Genomic DNA, 16,733 nt, shown 5'->3' with positions numbered 1-16,733 from the left:
CCGCGCTGATGCGATGGGGGCTCGGACGGCCCGGGAGGCGCTGATGCAGACGCGGATCGACCTGAACGCCGACGCGGGGGAGAGCCTGGGGCTCTGGAAGCTCGGGCACGACACCGCGCTGATGGAGCACGTGACCTCGGTGAACGTCGCCTGCGGCTACCACGCGAGCGATCCCGTGACGATGCGGGAGGCGGTGCGGACCGCGGCGGCGACGGACACTGCGATCGGCGCCCACCCGGGGCTGCCGGACCTCGTCGGGTTCGGCCGGCGCCGGATGGCGCTGCGCCCCGACGAGGCCGCGCAGATCGTCGTCTACCAGGTCGGCGCGCTGCAGGCGACGGCCGCGGTCGAGGGCGCCGCCGTGGTGCACGTCAAGCCGCACGGCGCGCTCTACGGCATGGCGCTCACCGACGACGCGATCACCACGGCGATCACGGAGGCCGTCCTGCGCCTCGACCCCGACCTGCTGCTCTTCTGGCTCGCCGGCCCCACGGCCGACCTCGCCCGGTCCCTCGGCGCGAAGGTGGCGCGGGAGGGGTTCGCCGACCTCGAGTACGACGACGACGCCCGCATCATCGTCGAGCCCGCCCCGCTGGCGAAGGACCCGGCCGTCGTCGCGCAGCAGGCCGTGGACCTCCTCGAGGGGCACGTGACGTCGACGTCGGGGAAGCACCTCGACGTCGAGGTCGACACCATCTGCCTGCACGGCGACCGGCCCAACTCCCCGGACATCTGCGCGGCGATCGTCGCCCGCTTCGACGAGCTCGGGGTCGAGCGCGTGCCGGCGCTTCAGCTGATCTGAGCGAGGATCTGCTCCAGGCTCGTGATGTCGTGGGTGCCGTCGACGAGCGCGGGCTCGTCGACCAGGCGCCGGTGCAGCCCGAGCGTCGTCGGGACGCCCTCCACCCGGTACTCTGCGAGGGCGCGCCGGGCCCGGGCCAGGGCGGTGGCCCGGTCGGGCCCCCAGACGCACAGCTTCGCGACCATCGAGTCGTAGAACGGCGGGATGACGTCGCCGACGGCGAGCGCGGTGTCCACCCGCACCCCGGGCCCGCCCGGCAGCTCGAGCGCGGTGATCTCGCCGGGGGTGGGCAGGAAGTCGTCGTCCGGGTCCTCGGCGTTCACCCGGAACTCGAACGCGGCGCCCCGCACGACGACGTCGTCCTGGGCCACCGACAGCGGCTCGCCCGCCGCGACCCGCAGCTGCTCGACGACCAGGTCGACGCCGGTGACCAGCTCGGACACCGGGTGCTCGACCTGGATGCGGGTGTTCATCTCGATGAAGAAGAACTCCCCGTCCTCCACGAGGAACTCGACGGTCCCGGCGCCGACGTAGCCGACCTCCCGCGCCAGGTCGGCCGCCGCGGCGCACATGCGCTCGCGCAGCGCCAGGTCGAGCCCGGGTGCGGGGGCCTCCTCGAGCAGCTTCTGCCGGCGTCGCTGCAGCGAGCAGTCGCGCTCGCCGACGTGCACGACCCCGCCGTGGGCGTCGGCCAGGACCTGCACCTCCACGTGCTTGGGGTGCTGCAGGGCGCGCTCGACGTAGACCGCGTCGGAGCCGAACGCGGAGGCCGCCTCGCGCCGCGCCTCGTCGACGACGCGCCGCAGCTCGTCGTCGTCGGCCGCCGGGCGGATGCCCCGCCCGCCTCCGCCGGCCGACGCCTTCACCAGCACCGGGTAGCCGACCTCCGCGGCGGCCGCGACCGCCTCGTCGACCGACGCGACGACGCCGCTGCCGGGGACGACGGGCACCCCCGCCGCCTCGGCCGTGGCCCGGGCGGTCGCCTTGTCGCCCATCCGCTCGATGACGTCGGCGGACGGCCCGACCCACGTCAGCCCGGCGTCGGCCACCGCCCGGGCGAAGGCGGCGTTCTCGGAGAGGAAGCCGTAGCCCGGGTGGACCGCGTCCGCGCCGGACTCCCGCGCGGCCGCGAGGAGGGCCTCGACGTTGAGGTAGCTCTTCGAGGCCGAGGACTTCCCGAGGTGCACCGCGGAGTCGGCGTGCCGGACGTGCGCGGCGGACGCGTCGGCGTCGGAGTACACCGCGACGGCCGCGAGCCCCAGGTCCCGGCACGCGCGGATCACCCGCACCGCGATCTCGCCGCGGTTGGCGACGAGGACGGACCGGAGGGGACTCACGGGTCGATCTCCACCAGCTCCTGGCCGATCGACACCTCGTCTTCGTTGTCCACGTGCCAGCGCGCGATCGTCCCGGCGGCGTCGGCCTTCACCTCGCGGAAGGTCTTCATCACCTCGATCAGACCGATGACGTCGCCCTCGGCCACCGTGGCGCCGTCGGCGACGTACGGGTCGGCGTCGGGGGAGGGCCGCCGGTAGAAGACGCCCGGCGTCCGCGCGGCGATGGTGTGTCCCATGGGTGCGCTCTCCTCAGCTCAGGTCGGACCGGAGACGCTCGAGCTGCGCGGTCCGGTCGTGGCGGATGGCCAGGGCCTCGTCGAGGTCGACGGGGACGAAGCGGGTGCGGTCGCCGGTCTTGGTCTGGGCGAGCCGGTCGCGGTCCACGGAGACGACGGTGCCCAGCGTCGCGTAGCCGCCCCCGGTGACCGCGTCCTGGAGCAGGACGATCGGCTCGACGCCGCCCGGCACCTGCACCGACCCGACGGGGTAGCCGCAGTCGGTGACGTTCGCGGGGTCGCTGCCGGCGCCGAAGGGCTGCTCGCGCGGCACGAACTCGAGCTCCGCGCCGCGGTACCGGTAGCCGACGCGGTTCGCGTCCGGGGTGACCTTCCACGCCGTGTCGGTGAACCGCTCCAGGCTGTCCGGGGTCAGCCGGTAGCTGTGCAGCCCGACCAGTAGGCGCAGCTCCGCGACCTCGGGATGGACCGGGACGGCGTCGTCGGGCACCCGTCGTCCGGCCCGCGGTGCGACCGCGTCGTCGCCGAGGGCGAGCTCGTCGCCCGCCGCGAGACCGCGGCCGGCGAACCCGCCCATCCCGACGAGGGTGTAGGTCGAGCGGCTGCCGTAGACCTCCGGCACGTCGATGCCGCCCGCGACCGCGACGTAGGGGCGCGCGCCCCCGGCCAGCTGCCCGAACGCCAGGGTCTGCCCGGCCCGCACCGCCACCGACTCCCACAGCGGGATCACCTCGCCGTCGAGCGTGGCGGGGATGTCCGCGCCGGTCACGGCGATCACGGTGTCGGCCGTGAACTCGAGCGTCGGCCCGAGGTAGACCGCCTCCAGGGCCGCAGCACCGGGTGCATTGCCGACCAGGGCGTTCCCGACGTGGTAGGCGAACGAGTCCAGCGCGCCCGAGGGCGGGAAACCGATCGCGTAGTGGCCGAACCGTCCGGTGTCCTGCACCGTCGTCTCGAGTCCCGGGTCGTGCACGAGGATGCTCACGAGTACAGGCCCTCCAGCATCGCGGCGTTCGTGCCGTCGGGATCGTCGAGGAAGCGGCGCGGCGAGAACTCGACCGGCGCCGTCCGGTAGCGCCACTGCTTGTCCGCCACCTGCTCGCGGACCTCGTCGTACCCCGCCTCGTCGACCCGGCGGAAGTTGATGACGTCGCCGTGCCGGAAGAACACCACGGAGTCCTGCTCGGCGAAGTCCGGCTGCTCCATCGCGGCGTCGAAGATCGGGGCGGGCGCGGAGCCGAAGAGCTGGTAGCCGCCCGCGCCCTTGACCGGGTAGATCACCGCGAACGCGCCCCCGAACCCGAATGCGCGTTCCGGGGTCTCCGTCCGGGGCCGGACGTACTTCGGCACCTCGACCTGACGCTCCCGCGGCACAAGCTGGAAGCACCACGGCAGCCCGGGGACGAAGCCCATCATCGTCACCAGGTACGGCGAGGAGGCGAGCGCGTCGACGAACGCGTCGGTGCTGTCGTAGCCGTTGATCCGGGCGCCGTAGTCCAGGTCGGTGCCGGTCGGGTCCTGGTGCCGGTCCCGGAAGCGCATGAGGACCTCGTGGGTCCACGGGTCGTTCAGCATGATCGGCACGTCGACGATCCGGGTCTCGACGGTGAAGTCGTCGTCCCCGGCCCCGACCTCGGACTCGATGCGCTGCAGCTCCCGGACCAGGTCGCGCGGGTGGATGCGGTCCGGGTCGACGCGCACCATGTAGGACGCGTTCGACGGGCAGATCTCCTCCACGCCGTCGATCGCCTCGGCGGCCAGCTGCCGGGTGATCGCCAGGGACGTGAAGTGCGCCGGCAGGCTCATCGCCGCGTCGATCTCGACGTAGACGAACTCGTCGCCCCCGTGGTCGTACCGCGTCTCCATCTAGGCCACTCCTGTCCCGTGCAGCGCCCGCCAGACCCGTTGCGGGGTCACGGGCATGTCCAGGTGGGTCACCCCGCGCGCGGCGAGGGCGTCGATCACCGCGTTCACGACGGCGGGTGAGCTCCCGATCGCCCCGGACTCCCCGATCCCCTTCGCGCCCAGCGGGTTGGTCGGTGAGAGCGTCACCCGCTGCTCGAGGTCGAAGCCGGGCAGGTCGCTGGCGGCGGGGACGGCGTAGTCGGCGAGGGTGGCCGTGGTCGGCTGCCCGGCCTCGTCGTAGGTCGCGTGCTCGTAGAGGGCCTGGGCGATGCCCTGCGCGATCCCGCCGTGCAGCTGCCCGTCGACGATCGTCGGGTTGACGATCCGGCCGCAGTCGTCGACGGCGACGAACCGTCGTGAAGCCGGTCTCGGTGTCGACCTCGACCACGCACACGTGCGTGCCGAACGGCCAGGTGAAGTTCGGCGGGTCGAAGTTGTGGTCGGCGGTGAGGTTGGGTTCCATGCCCTCGGGCAGGTCGGCGGCGAGCGAGGCCGCGCCCGCGACCTCCTGGATGGTGATCCCGCCGCCCCCGGTCCCGCGCACCGAGAAGGTGCCCGCGGCGAACTCCACGTCGGCCGGGTCCGCCTCGAGCAGGTGTGCGGCGAGGAGCTTCGCCTTCGCGACGACCTTCTCCGCCGCGCCGTACACCGCACTGCCGCCGACGGCGAGGCTGCGCGACCCGTAGGTGTCCCGGCCGAACGGCGCGATCATGGTGTCCGAGTGCAGGACCTCGACGTCCGCCGGGTCGATCCCCAGCGAGTCCGCCGTGATCTGCGCCCACGCGGTCTCGTGGCCCTGCCCGTGCGGGCTGGTGCCGGTGACCACCTCGGCCCGACCCGCCGTCGTCATGCGGACCGTCGCGGCCTCCCAGCCGCCGGACTGCAGCCGCACCCCGGCGGCGACCTTGGAGGGCGACAGCCCACCGGACTCGGTGAAGTTCCCGATCCCGACGCCGAGCTCGACGTGGTCGCCGCGACGCCGGCGTTCGGCCTGCTCGGCCCGCAGACCGTCGTAGTCGACCAGCTCCAGCGCGCGCCGCATGCAGGGCTCGTAGTCGCCGGAGTCGTACATGACCCCGGACGGCACGGTGCGCGGCTCGTCGAACTTCGGGTGCAGGTTCCGCAGCCGCAGCTCGGCCGGGTCCATCTCCAGCGCCCGCGCGAGGTCGTCGAGGATCCGCTCGTGGGCGTAGGCGGCCTCGGAGCGCCCGGCGCCGCGGTAGGCGTCGGTCGGCGTGAGGTTGGTGAACACGCCGCGGCACTCGAAGTCGTAGGCGCCGAAGTCGTAGAGCCCGCAGTAGGTGAACGCCCCGAAGACGGCGATGCCCGGCGTCAGGAGCTGCAGGTAGGCGCCCATGTCGGCGAGCAGCCGGATCCGCATCCCGAGGATGCGGCCGTCGCGGGTGGCGCCGATGGTGAGGTGCTGGACCTGCCCGCGCCCGTGCGTCGTGGCGACGTGGTGCTCGGAGCGGGTCTCGGTCCACTTCACGGGCTTCCGGAGCCGCCGCGCGAGGACGAGCGCCAACGCCTCCTCGGCGTACACGTTGAGCTTCGCGCCGAAGCCGCCGCCGACGTCCGGGGCGACCACCCGGAGCTTGGTGTCCGAGACACCGCAGATCGCGGCGAGGATGTCGCGGACGAAGTGCGGCACCTGGGTGGACGTGTGGAGGGTGAACCCGCCGCCGTACGCGTCCGGGGTGACGACGACGGCTCTCGGCTCCATCGGGGACGCGAGCACCCGCTGCTGGACGTAGCGGCCCTCGACGACGACGTCGGCCTGCGCGAAGGCGGCGTCGACGTCCCCGACCGCGAGCGGCCACGTGTAGCAGTGGTTCGTGCCGAACTGCTCGTGCACCAGCGGGGCGCCGGGCTCCAGGGCCGCCTCGACGTCGACGACCGCGGGGAGCTCCTCGAGATCGACCTCCACCAGCTCGGCCGCGTCGCGGGCGGCCGCGGCGGAGGTGGCGAGCACGACCGCGAGCCCGTCGCCGACGTGGTTGACCTCCTCGACGGCGAGCGGCGGGTGGTCGGGCACGAGGATGTCCTCGGTGACCGGCCAGCCGCAGGGGATCCCCGCCGCGAACTCGCCCGCGAGGTCGGCGCCGGTGAACACGGCGGCGACACCGGGGTGCTCCCGGGCCCGGGTCGCGTCGACGGAGCGGATCCGGCCGTGCGCGACGTCGCTGCGCACGACGGCCAGGTGCAGGACGCCGGGCGGGGAGATGTCGTCGGTCCAGGTGCCGCGGCCGGTGATGAGGGCCTCGTCCTCCCGGCGCGGCAGGCTCTGTCCGACGAAGGGGGTGCTGGTCTGCGTCACGGGCGCGCTCCGGGGCCGGCGGGGCGGGTGGTGGTGCCGATCACAGTCGCGCGAATGTCCGGTTCCGTCCAGCCCTGCCGTCGCGGCACCGGTTCTGCTACAGGGCTCCCGTCCAGCCGGCCTCGCGGAGGAGCCGGTGGATCGTCGGGCCCTTGGCCTCGGCGTAGTGGTTCATGTCCGGCCATTCCCGGCCCGCGAGGGCACGCTTGGCGTCCTCGTAGGTGCGGCGGGCGTCCTCGTGAGCGCGGAGGTGCTCGCGCAGCAGCCGGTACTTCGTGATCTCGTCGTCGCCCGCGGCGTAGCAGTGCACGTTGACCCGCCGTCCGGACGTCTCCCGCAGGGCCCGGTGCCCCGGTTCGCGGACCCGGAGCTCGTACCCGGCGCGCTCCAGGTCGGTCAGGTAGGCGGCCTCGTCGTCGGGATCGTCGAGCACCACCAGCACGTCGACGACGTCCTTGGCGCCGAGCCCGGGCACCGAGGTCGAGCCGATGTGCTCCACCTCGTGCGCCCGGGACCCGAGGGCGACGGCGATGCGGCGTCGATGCTGCTCGAAGCGGTCGGGCCACCCGTCGTCATAGGGAACGATCTCGGGGACGGCGGGCTGTGGGCCGCGGACCAGGGCGCGCTCGTCGAAGGCCACGACGGTCAGTGTGCGCGGCGGCGGGCGGTCCGTACCCAGATTCCGCCGACCACCACGAGCCCGACGATGACGACGACGGTCATCAGCTGGGACACCGCGACGCCGACGCTGATCGGCAGCGCGAGGACGACCGGGATGCGCAGGATCGCCTCGGCGAGCAGGCCCACGCCCCAGAGTGCCGTGACCCCGCGGATCGTGCGCCGGGCGCCCGGCATGTCCTCGTACGCCCGCCGGGCCTCGACCGCCTTCGCGGGGTTCATGCCCTCCATCGCCGCCAGCAGGAGCGGGCGGTCCAGGGCCAGGCTGACCAGGAAGCCGATGCCGACGACGGCGGTGCCGACGGAGTCCTTGAGCAGCATCAGGTGCGGGTCGCCGGTGACGAACGAGGCCGCGAGCCCGATCGCGTAGACCCCCAGCATCAACGCGGCGAAGGCGCTGAGGCGCCGTGTGCGGAGGGCGACGACGCCGACCCGGACGCCGGCCGCGACGGTCGCGGCCAGCAGGGCGGTCGAGTCGCCGACGCCGAGCAGGTGCAGGCCGTAGTACGTGCCCATCGGCAGCCCGACGTCGGCGAGCAGGCCGCGCAGGCTGCTGCGCATCCCGGTCGACGAGGCCGGGGCGGGTGCGGGGATCTCCGTCGTGGTCATGGCGACCACCCTGCGATCCGGGGGCCCTCGACCGCCTCGGCCCGGGGGTGGAGACGGGGTGGAGTGTGCGCTGCGCGCAGGTGAGCACTATTCCGTGTCAGGACACGGAAAAGTGCTCACCTGCCGTCAGGCACCTGGCGCGCGCTCCGAGCCGAGCGTGACCTGCACCTGGCGCGGCGCGGCGTTGCCCGACTGCACCGTCAGCGTCACCTGGGAGCCCGGCTCCTGGGTGCGCACCGCGGCGACCAGGGCGTCGCCGTCGTCGATGATCCGGTCGTTCAGCTTCGTGACGACGTCGCCGGGCGCGAGTCCGGCGCCCGCGGCCGGACCGCCCGGGGCGATGGTGCCGAGGATGGCGCCGGAGTCGGTGCTGCCCTGCTGGGTCTGGGCGATGCCGACGCCCATCACGGCCTGCGTCGCGAAGCCCTGCTGGGCCAGCTGGTCACCGATGCGCTTGGCCTGGTTCATCGGGATGGCGAACCCGAGGCCGATCGAGCCGGACTGCTGCCCGCCGCCCGAGGAGCCGCCGAGCGAGGCGATCGACGAGGTGATGCCGACGACGCGGCCCTCCATGTCGACCAGCGCACCGCCGGAGTTGCCCGGGTTGATCGCGGCGTCGGTCTGGATGGCGTCGGTGACGGTCGCCTGGCCGGAGCCCTCGCCGCCGGCCACGACCGGCCGGTTCAGGGCGGAGACGATGCCGGTGGTCACCGTGCCGGACAGGCCCAGCGGCGACCCGACGGCGACCACGCCCTGGCCGACCTGCAGCTGCGAGGAGTCGCCGATCTCCACCGGGGTCAGCCCGGAGACGCCGACCGCGCGGACGACGGCGAGGTCGGCCGTCGCGTCCGTGCCCACGACCTGCACCTGCGCGGTCTGCCCGTTCTGGAACACCGCCTGGAGCTGCGGTGCGGCCTGCTGCTGCGGCGCGGCGCCGCCGAGGAGGCCGCCGAGCCCGCCCGACGACGGCTGCTGCGACTGCCCGGCCTCGAGGACGTGGGCGTTCGTGAGGATCAGTCCGTCGGCAGAGATGACGATGCCGGAGCCTTCACCGGAGGCGCCGCGCAGCTGCACCACGCTCGGCAGGACCTTCTGCGCCACCGCCTCGACCGACCCCGCGGGCGCGGCGGCCGAGGGGGACGAGGAGTCGGAGGAGGACCCGGACAGCACCGACGTGCCCGAGCCACCCGCGGAGGCGGCCTCGTAGCCGACCGCCCCGCCGATGCCCCCGGCGACGAGCAACGCGGCGAGGGCGGCGGCCGCGAGCACGACGGGGCTGCGCCGACGCCGTCCACCGCCACCGCCCGACCCGGGGCCGCCGGTGGGCCACTGGTTCGTGGGCGGCGGAGGCCCGGCCGGGGTGCCCGACGACGGGCCGGGTGCCCAATGCTGCCCGGTGGGCTGGTTCCAGCCGGCCGAGGGGTACTGCTGGTCGGAGCGCGGCATCGTCGCGGTGCCGCCGGGGTTGGTCGTCGGGTCGTCGTAGCGCACTCCGGCGCCGGGGGACCCGTCACGCGGGGCCGGGCCGGCGGAGTGGGCGGGCTCGCCGGACTGCGGGGTCCGGGCGAACGGGTCCTGGTCGGTCATGGAACCGAGGGTTCCCGCGTCGGCTGTGTGCTCACTGTGGACGAGTCTGCAAAGTTCCTGAGAGACGCGGATCACTGTCCGGACGAAGCGGACAGGCAGGCGCACAGCTCCCGCACAGCATCCCTCCAGCCCGGTGACATGCCCGCTCCCGACGCTGGTCGTCATGCACAGGGCGATCACAGGCGAGGCCCACCGATCGTCCACGTCCGGCTCCGACGGTGAGGACATGACCGCAACGCTCGCTCCCCAGCCGCTCACCCGGCCCGCCCCGGAGGTCGTCCCCGGGACCCCGGTGCTGGACGTCGTCGTGCCCGTGTTCAACGAGGAGCGCGACCTCGGCCCGTGCGTCGAGCGCCTGCACGCCCACCTCACCGCCGCGTTCCCCTACCCGTTCCGGATCACCGTGGCGGACAACGCCTCGACCGACCGGACCCTCGTCGTCGGGAAGGACCTGGCCGCGCGGTTCGACGAGGTGGAGGTCGTGCACCTCGACCAGAAGGGCCGCGGTCGCGCGCTGCGGGCGGTGTGGTCGGCGTCGGACGCGCCGGTGCTCGCCTACATGGACGTCGACCTCTCGACCGACCTGAACGCCCTGCTCCCGCTCGTCGCCCCGCTGATCTCCGGCCACTCCGACCTGGCGATCGGGTCGCGGCTCTCCCGCACCTCCCGGGTCGTCCGCGGCGCGAAGCGCGAGATCATCTCCCGCTGCTACAACGTGCTCCTGCGCGGGACCCTGCGGGCGCGGTTCTCCGACGCGCAGTGCGGCTTCAAGGCGATCCGCCGCGACGTCGCCCAGCGCCTGCTCCCGCTGGTGGAGGACACCGGCTGGTTCTTCGACACCGAGCTGCTCGTCCTCGCCGAGCGCTCCGGACTGCGCATCCACGAGGTGCCGGTGGACTGGGTCGACGACCCGGACTCCCGCGTCGACGTCGTGGCCACTGCCGTCGCGGATCTCAAGGGCGTCGCGCGCGTCGGGAAGGCCCTCGCGACCGGCGCACTGCCGGTCGCCCAGCTGCGGCGGGAGTTCGGGCGCGGCCCCATCGGCGAGGCCGACGAGGCGGCCGGCGTCGCGCCGGGCACCACGGCGCAGATCGTGCGGTTCGCGGCCATCGGCGTCGTGTCCACGCTCGCGTTCCTGCTGCTCTACTCGCTGTTCCGCACCGCGATGCCGGCGCAGGTGTCGAACCTGCTCGCGCTCGTGATCACCGCGGTCGGCAACACCGCGGCCAACCGCCGCCTGACCTTCGGCATCCGCGGGCGTCGCCACGCCGGACGCAGCCAGGTCGAGGGCCTGGTGGTGTTCGGTCTGGGCCTCGTCCTGACGTCGGGTGCGCTCGCGCTGCTCGACGTCCTCGCCCCCGGGGCCTCGCACGCGGTCGAGCTGGTCACCCTCGTCGTCGCCAACGCCGTCGCGACCCTGCTGCGCTTCGTCGCCTACCGGGCGTGGGTGTTCCACCCGCGTCGCCAGTCCGCCTGACCGCCAGGAGCACCCACCCCGCCATGAGCACCACCCTCGACACGCCCCGCCCGGCGCCCGACGAACCCGTCGCCGCGACCGTGGACGACCCGCGCTGGGTCCGGCCCACCTTCTGGGTCCTGCTGGCCGCGACCGCGGTGACCTACCTGTGGAACCTCGGCGCCTCGGGCTGGGCCAACTCCTTCTACGCGGCCGCGGTCCAGGCGGGGACGCAGTCGTGGAAGGCCTGGCTGTTCGGCGCGCTGGACGCCCCGGGCCTGATCACCGTCGACAAGCCGCCGGCCTCGCTGTGGGTCATGGCGCTGTCGGGTCGGATCTTCGGGTTCTCGTCGTGGTCGCTGCTGGTGCCGCAGGCGTTGATGGGCGTCGCGTCGGTGGCGCTGGTGTACGCGGCGTGTCGACGCTGGTCGGGGCCCCGGACCGCCCTCGCCGCGGCCGCCCTGTTGGCGTTCATGCCGGTCGCGGCGCTGATGTTCAGGTTCGACAACCCGGACGCCCTGCTCGTGCTGTGCATGGTCGCCGCGGCGTACGTGACCGTCCGCGCCGTCGATGCCGCGGGCACGAAGGCCGGCACGTGGTGGCTGGTCGCGGCGGGCGTGCTCGTCGGGCTCGGCTTCCTGACGAAGCAGCTGCAGGTCCTGCTCGTCGTCCCCGGCCTCGCGCTGGTCTACGTCCTCGTCGCCCCCACCACGCTCCGGCGGCGGATCGGTGACCTGCTGGCCGCGGGGGTCGCGATCGTCGTGTCGGCGGGGTGGTACGTCGCGCTGGTCGACCTGTGGCCCGCGTCCGACCGGCCCTACATCGGCGGCTCGACCGACAACTCGCTGCTCGAGCTCGCCCTCGGCTACAACGGGCTCGGCCGCATCCTCGGCAACGAGCGCGGCGGTGGCGGTGGGATGCCCGGCGGTGGGATGCCGGGGGGCGGGATGCCGCCCGGTGGTGGGCCGGGTGGTCCCGGCGGAGGCCCCGGTGGTGGCGGCGGCTTCGGCGGCTCGCCGAGCCCGTGGCGGATGCTGACCTCGGAGTTCTCCGCGAACGCCTCCTGGCTGCTCCCGGCGGGGATCGTGCTGCTGGTCGCCGGGCTGTGGTTCACGCGGACGGCTCCCCGGACCGACCGGACCCGCGGCCTGCTGCTGCTCGGCGGCACCTGGCTGCTCGTCCACACGGTGGTGTTCTCCGCGATGAGCGGGATCATCCACCCCTACTACACGGTGGCGCTCGCGCCCGGCGTCGCGATCACCGCGGCCGCCGGGGCGTCGGTCCTGTGGCGCTCCCGCGCGCTCGTGTCCGCGCGGATCGTGCTCGCGGTCGTCGTCCTCGGGACGGCGGCCTGGAGCGCGGTCGTCCTGACCCAGGCGGAGTCGCTCGCGTGGCTGCGCTGGGTCGTCGTGGCCGCCGGCCTGCTCGGCGCCGTCGGGCTCCTCCTGCCGAGGCTGCTCGCCCGACGCGCCGGCGCGGTCGTCGTCACCGTCCTGGCACTGCTCGGCACCGTCGGCGCGTCCACGGCCCTCGCGGCGGTCACGGCCGCGACCCCGCACCAGGGCTCGATCGTCTCGGCCGGGGCGAGCAGTGGCATGGGCGGGCCCGGCGGCGGGATGCGCCGCGACGGGGACCGCGCCCGCGCCGACGACCAGGCCGGCGGGATGCGCGGCGGCCCGGAGGGCGAGCAGGCGTCGCCGCAGCTCGTCGCCCTCCTGCAGGGCGCCGGCACCCGCTGGGCCGCCGCCACCACCGGCGCCATGAGCCAGGCCTCCGTGCAGCTCGCGACCGGGGTGCCGGTCATGGCCCTGGGTGGGTTCAACGGCGGCGACCCCGCGCCGACCCTGGCGCAGTTCCAGGAGTACGTGGCGACCGGTCAGGTCCGGTACTACCTCGAGGGCGGCGGTCCCGGCGGCGGCGCCCCGGGAGGCGACGCGCCCGGTGACCAGCGTGGTGGCCGGACGAGCCGGGGCACCACGGGCGAGATCGCCACGTGGGTCGCGGCGCACTTCACGAAGCTCGACGTGGGCGGCCGGACCGTCTACGACCTGAGCCGGCCGCTCGCCTGACGAGCGGTGCGGGTCGACGCGGCGGTGTCCTGCCCCCCGGGACACCGCCGCGTCGGCGTACCCGGATCCCACAGGCGGCGCTCAGGAGACGTCCAGGTCCGCGGCGCAGCATCGACGTCATGAGGTTCTCCCTGCGCTCCGGTCGGCACTCCGTCGGGCACCCGCGGACCCCCGAGCCCGTCGCGCGGGACCCCCACCCGAGCGGTCCGCTGCCGGTCGTCCCGACACCCGATCCGCGGCTCGTGGACGACGCCCCGGCGACGGTGGAGGTCGTGGCCTCGCGCTCCACCGCCCGGCTGCTCACCGACGTCGCGCCGACGAGCTGGCGGATCGTCGCCACGGACCGTCCGTCCCACCACCCCTGCGTCGACTTCGTCGTCCTGGTCGACCCGGAGCCGGAGCAGGTCGTGGACGTCCTGGACCGGCAACCGGGAGCGGAGGTCGTCGTCCTGCTCGGGCGGCACGCCCCCACCGACCGGCTCGTCGCGATGCTCGACGCCGGTGTGTCGATCTGCCTGCGCGAGAGCCCGGCCCGCCTGGTCGCGGGGCACATGGTCGCCCGGCGCCGGCGAGGTCACGGGGCCGCACGGGGCCGGTGACCGGGGAGGACTCCCTGGCGCCGCACCGCCCGCCGTCGCGAGAGTGACGTGACGCAGGTCCGGCGGTCGCCGAACCTGCCGGGTGTCGCACCGACGGACCGGGTCCGCGTCCGACGACGTCCGACTCCGTGGTGACACGCCCCGACTCGACCGGGGCTCCCGGCGGATCCGCTTCCCGTGGACCCGGATCCCTCGAGTTCGCGGAGGAGGCGGCTCCACTGCGCCACGCCCCGGCAGAAACCGATTCCCGTGGAAGCGGATCGAGACAGCGCGCTGTGGGATCCGGCCCTCGGCGGCACGACTCCCGCAGAACCGATTCCCGTGGAAGCGGATCCAGACAGCGCGCTTGGGGGCTCCGGCCCCCTGCGCTACGACCCCCGTAGAACGATTCCGGCGGAAGCGGAACCAGGGAGCGCGCCGTAGGAGCCGGCCCTCGGTGCCACACCCCCCGCGGAACCGATTCCGGCGGAAGCGGATTCACGGAGCGCTCGCAGACCGAGCCGGTCCGTGCCACGAACGTCGCTGGTCCGATCGGTGTAACGCGGACGGGACATTCCGGCGATGCGTTCCTCGAACGGTCCCCCGTCGTGGCGGGACGACGGAGTCGAGGAGTGCACGTGAGGACTGGCAGGGGGACCCGCTCCGCCGCGGTGCTGATGGCGGGCCTGGTGGGAGCCGCGGTCATCGCGCCGGGTGTGGCGTCCGCGCAGGAGTCGGGGCCGTCCTCGGCGAGCTGCGCCGCGCAGGGCGAGATCTTCGACGCCGACAGCGGGTCGTGCGTCTCGCCGCAGGAGATGGTCGCGCAGGCGCAGGCCCGCGCACAGGCGGCGGCCGAGCGGGCCCGGGCCCGCGCGAAGGCGGCCGCCGAGCAGGCGCAGGCCCGCGTGCAGGCGGCCCAGGAGAAGGCCCGCGCCGCGCAGGAGAAGGCCCGTGAGGCCGCCGCGGCCGCCCCGGTCACGACCACGACGCCGGACACCGCCACGACGACCGGTGCGTCGTCGACCGAGGCGACGACCGACTCGTCCACCACGACGACGACCACCACGACGGACTCCGAGCAGGACGCGCCGGCCACCCGCTCGACCGTCTCCGCCGAGGACGCCGCCGCTGCGCTGCAGAACCTCACGGGCACGGTCCGATCCGGACTCCCGATCGACGAGGCACTGAAGGACCTGCCGCGGGGCAACCTCGAGCTCGGCGACGTGACGATCCCCGACTTCCCGGAGTCCGGGTCGTTCTCCAGCCCACGGGACGCCTGTGTCTACCTCGCGAGCAAGGTCAGCGTGGACGACGCGGACGCCGACGCGGTCGGGACGCAGTTCGCCTCGTTCTGCGGCGCGCTCCCGGACTCCTTCGACCCCGCGACCGGCTACGGCACCCTGCCCGACCTCGTCGCCGCGCTCGACCGGCTCTGCCACGGGCTGAAGCACACGAAGCACCACGACTGGCACGGGCGCGACATCGACTGCGGGGACGTGACCGCGGACGAGGCGCAGGCCACCTACGAGGCCGACCGGTCGGACCCGAACAACCTCGACGGTGACGACGACGGCCGCGCCTGCGAGTGGAACCCGGACGACTACGAGACCGTCGCCGCGCACTACGAGGGGTACCCGCAGGGCGGCGTCGCGACCGGTGACTCGCAGCCCGGCGTCCCGGCCGGTGCGGTCGCCCTCGCCGGACTCGCCCTGGCCGGCGTGGCCGGCACCACCCGCCGTCGGGAACGGGAGGACGCGTGACCCGCACGCGCTCGCCGCTGCTGATCTGGGTGCTCGCGATCGTCGCCGCGGCGGTGACGCTCACGGTGCTCATGACCGGCCCGGGCTCCGCGCGCACCGGCACCACCACGGTGTCGGCGCCCGCGGGCGCGGCGGTCGAGTCGCTGCCCCTCGCCGCCTCGGCGCCCACCGGCATCGAGATCCCGGCGATCGGGCTGACCCGGGACTCCGTCATGAAGCTGGGCTACAACGAGGACCTGTCGCTGCAGGTCCCGCCGGACGCCGCGACCGTCGGCTGGTTCTCCCGGGGCGCCGCCCCCGGCACGAACGGCCCGGCCGTGTTCGCCTCGCACGTCAACTACCACGGCGCCGAGGGCGGGTTCGCCCACCTCGACGACCTCACGGCCGGCGACCAGATCCTGGTGCACCGGGCGGACGGGTCGTCGGTGGCGTTCGTGGTCGACCGCGTCGAGCAGGCCTCGAAGCAGGCGTTCCCGACCGCGCAGGTCTACGGCCCCACCGGCGACGCCCAGATCCGGCTGATCACGTGCGGCGGCCAGTTCGACGCCGACCGGCGCAGCTACGAGGACAACGTCATCGTGTTCGGCCACGCGGAGCGCGCCTGGCGGTGACCCTTCCCCGTCGCTCCGCACGCCCCAGGAGGTTCTCACCGCATCCTCAGGTCCGGCGGGGACCCTGGTCGACATGACCACCCTCGCGACGCGGCCCACCGTCCCGATGCACCCGGCGTACCGGCCGGGCGGACGGTGGGCCGCTCGCGTCGTGGGCGGGCTCGTCCTCGGCCTGCTCGGCACGGTGCTCACGACGGCGAGCTGGCTGCTGCTGGTCGACTCCGCGTCCGGTCGCCGGGTCGACCACGCCGTCATGGTCTCCGTCGAGGACCTCTTCTCCGGCGTGCGCGGCGACGTCCTCGACCTGCTCGGCCTGGTCAGCGTCGCGACCGTCGGGCTCGCGCTCGTGGTGATCGCCGCGATCGGGCTGTCCCGACGACGGGTCGGTGCGGCCGTGGCCGCGGTGGTGCTGGTCCTGACGTCCCAGGCGATCACCCAGGGCCTCAAGGCCGTGCTGCCGCGCGAGGGGGCGGGGGAGAACTCCCTGCCGAGCGGCCACGTGACGGTGATCGGCGCGCTGGTGATCGCGACGCTGCTGGTGCTGCCGGCGGCGGCGCGGTACGTGGCGGGCGTCGTCGGGCTGGTCGTGGTGGCGGGTGCCTCGGTGGCCGTCGTGGCCGCGGGCTGGCACCGGCCGGGCGACGTGCTCGCGGCCTACGGCGTGCTCGCCGCCGTCGGCGGGGCGCTGCTCGTGCTGGACGGCGCCCGGCGGGGCCTCCTCCGCACGTCGTGAATGCGGCCATGCTGACATTCGACGTCAGCATGGCCGCACTGCTGACACCGAAATG

The 16,733-nt window shown here is 74.3% G+C and carries 15 protein-coding genes and 1 pseudogene; 7 read left to right on the top strand and 9 right to left on the bottom strand.

What is annotated here, in order from left to right:
* The first annotated feature begins 43 nt into the window (after positions 1-43).
* Complete coding sequence (locus QRT03_RS17985) at positions 44-802, top strand: LamB/YcsF family protein (protein WP_286054310.1); 759 nt, start codon at positions 44-46, stop codon at positions 800-802.
* Here QRT03_RS17985 and QRT03_RS17980 read toward each other — a convergent pair.
* From QRT03_RS17980 to QRT03_RS17940, 9 genes and pseudogenes are all read right to left on the bottom strand, one after another.
* Positions 790-2,139, bottom strand: coding sequence for an acetyl-CoA carboxylase biotin carboxylase subunit (locus tag QRT03_RS17980; RefSeq protein WP_286054309.1), 1,350 nt, complete (start codon positions 2,137-2,139; stop codon positions 790-792). The genes QRT03_RS17985 and QRT03_RS17980 overlap by 13 nt on opposite strands.
* The gene (locus QRT03_RS17975; RefSeq protein WP_286054308.1) at positions 2,136-2,375 is read right to left on the bottom strand and encodes an acetyl-CoA carboxylase; all 240 of its coding nucleotides are present in this window, start codon (positions 2,373-2,375) and stop codon (positions 2,136-2,138) included. Before QRT03_RS17975 ends, QRT03_RS17980 begins: the two co-directional genes overlap by 4 nt.
* A gap of 13 nt (positions 2,376-2,388) precedes the next feature.
* On the bottom strand, positions 2,389-3,360 hold the full coding sequence (locus QRT03_RS17970; RefSeq protein ID WP_286054307.1) for a 5-oxoprolinase subunit C family protein: 972 nt from the start codon (positions 3,358-3,360) through the stop codon (positions 2,389-2,391).
* Positions 3,357-4,241, bottom strand: a complete 885-nt coding sequence (locus QRT03_RS17965) for a 5-oxoprolinase subunit B family protein (protein ID WP_286054306.1) — start codon at positions 4,239-4,241, stop codon at positions 3,357-3,359. The genes QRT03_RS17970 and QRT03_RS17965 overlap by 4 nt, the downstream gene beginning before the upstream one ends.
* Positions 4,242-4,427 carry a hypothetical protein gene (locus tag QRT03_RS17960; RefSeq protein ID WP_286054401.1) on the bottom strand — a complete coding sequence of 62 codons (186 nt, stop codon included), beginning with the start codon at positions 4,425-4,427 and terminating at the stop codon, positions 4,242-4,244.
* A gap of 81 nt (positions 4,428-4,508) precedes the next feature.
* Positions 4,509-6,471 (bottom strand): annotated as a pseudogene (locus QRT03_RS17955) (xanthine dehydrogenase family protein molybdopterin-binding subunit); the annotation flags it as partial.
* A 223-nt stretch (positions 6,472-6,694) separates the two neighbouring features.
* The gene (locus tag QRT03_RS17950; protein WP_286054305.1) at positions 6,695-7,237 is read right to left on the bottom strand and encodes a GrpB family protein; all 543 of its coding nucleotides are present in this window, start codon (positions 7,235-7,237) and stop codon (positions 6,695-6,697) included.
* A gap of 5 nt (positions 7,238-7,242) precedes the next feature.
* Complete coding sequence (locus tag QRT03_RS17945) at positions 7,243-7,884, bottom strand: VC0807 family protein (RefSeq protein WP_286054304.1); 642 nt, start codon at positions 7,882-7,884, stop codon at positions 7,243-7,245.
* A 126-nt stretch (positions 7,885-8,010) separates the two neighbouring features.
* On the bottom strand, positions 8,011-9,471 hold the full coding sequence (locus tag QRT03_RS17940) for a S1C family serine protease (protein WP_286054303.1): 1,461 nt from the start codon (positions 9,469-9,471) through the stop codon (positions 8,011-8,013).
* 226 nt (positions 9,472-9,697) lie between these two features.
* Between QRT03_RS17940 and QRT03_RS17935 the strand changes: the two genes are divergently transcribed.
* The 6 genes from QRT03_RS17935 to QRT03_RS17910 all read left to right on the top strand — a co-directional run bounded on the left by QRT03_RS17935 (position 9,698) and on the right by QRT03_RS17910 (position 16,678).
* Entirely contained in the window at positions 9,698-10,948 is a 1,251-nt protein-coding gene (locus QRT03_RS17935; protein ID WP_286054300.1) for a bifunctional glycosyltransferase family 2/GtrA family protein, read from the top strand.
* 23 nt (positions 10,949-10,971) lie between these two features.
* Entirely contained in the window at positions 10,972-12,996 is a 2,025-nt protein-coding gene (locus tag QRT03_RS17930) for an ArnT family glycosyltransferase (RefSeq protein WP_286054299.1), read from the top strand.
* A 119-nt stretch (positions 12,997-13,115) separates the two neighbouring features.
* Positions 13,116-13,595, top strand: a complete 480-nt coding sequence (locus tag QRT03_RS17925; RefSeq protein WP_286054298.1) for a hypothetical protein — start codon at positions 13,116-13,118, stop codon at positions 13,593-13,595.
* A gap of 617 nt (positions 13,596-14,212) precedes the next feature.
* Complete coding sequence (locus tag QRT03_RS17920) at positions 14,213-15,334, top strand: hypothetical protein (RefSeq protein WP_286054297.1); 1,122 nt, start codon at positions 14,213-14,215, stop codon at positions 15,332-15,334.
* A complete protein-coding gene (locus QRT03_RS17915) occupies positions 15,331-15,945 on the top strand; it encodes a class F sortase (protein ID WP_286054296.1) in 615 nt (204 codons plus the stop codon). Before QRT03_RS17920 ends, QRT03_RS17915 begins: the two co-directional genes overlap by 4 nt.
* Positions 15,946-16,018: 73 nt before the next feature.
* On the top strand, positions 16,019-16,678 hold the full coding sequence (locus QRT03_RS17910; protein ID WP_286054295.1) for a phosphatase PAP2 family protein: 660 nt from the start codon (positions 16,019-16,021) through the stop codon (positions 16,676-16,678).
* Positions 16,679-16,733: the final 55 nt, after the last annotated feature.

The sequence above is a fragment of the Actinomycetospora termitidis genome (assembly GCF_030286555.1).
Lineage (GTDB): Bacteria > Actinomycetota > Actinomycetes > Mycobacteriales > Pseudonocardiaceae > Actinomycetospora > Actinomycetospora termitidis.
The sequence above is the reverse complement of the archived record's forward strand: the minus strand, read 5'-3'. Positions and strand labels throughout refer to the sequence as shown.

Excerpts from the sequence above, each read along its gene's own strand:
- QRT03_RS17910 (WP_286054295.1), top strand. The coding sequence starts at position 16,019 with ATGACCACCCTCGCGACGCGGCCCACCGTCCCGATGCACCCGGCGTAC.
- QRT03_RS17935 (WP_286054300.1), top strand. The coding sequence starts at position 9,698 with ATGACCGCAACGCTCGCTCCCCAGCCGCTCACCCGGCCCGCCCCGGAG.
- QRT03_RS17965 (WP_286054306.1), bottom strand. The coding sequence starts at position 4,241 with ATGGAGACGCGGTACGACCACGGGGGCGACGAGTTCGTCTACGTCGAG.
- QRT03_RS17975 (WP_286054308.1), bottom strand. The coding sequence starts at position 2,375 with ATGGGACACACCATCGCCGCGCGGACGCCGGGCGTCTTCTACCGGCGG.
- QRT03_RS17985 (WP_286054310.1), top strand. The coding sequence starts at position 44 with ATGCAGACGCGGATCGACCTGAACGCCGACGCGGGGGAGAGCCTGGGG.
- QRT03_RS17930 (WP_286054299.1), top strand. The coding sequence starts at position 10,972 with ATGAGCACCACCCTCGACACGCCCCGCCCGGCGCCCGACGAACCCGTC.
- QRT03_RS17940 (WP_286054303.1), bottom strand. The coding sequence starts at position 9,471 with ATGACCGACCAGGACCCGTTCGCCCGGACCCCGCAGTCCGGCGAGCCC.
- QRT03_RS17925 (WP_286054298.1), top strand. The coding sequence starts at position 13,116 with ATGAGGTTCTCCCTGCGCTCCGGTCGGCACTCCGTCGGGCACCCGCGG.
- QRT03_RS17945 (WP_286054304.1), bottom strand. The coding sequence starts at position 7,884 with ATGACCACGACGGAGATCCCCGCACCCGCCCCGGCCTCGTCGACCGGG.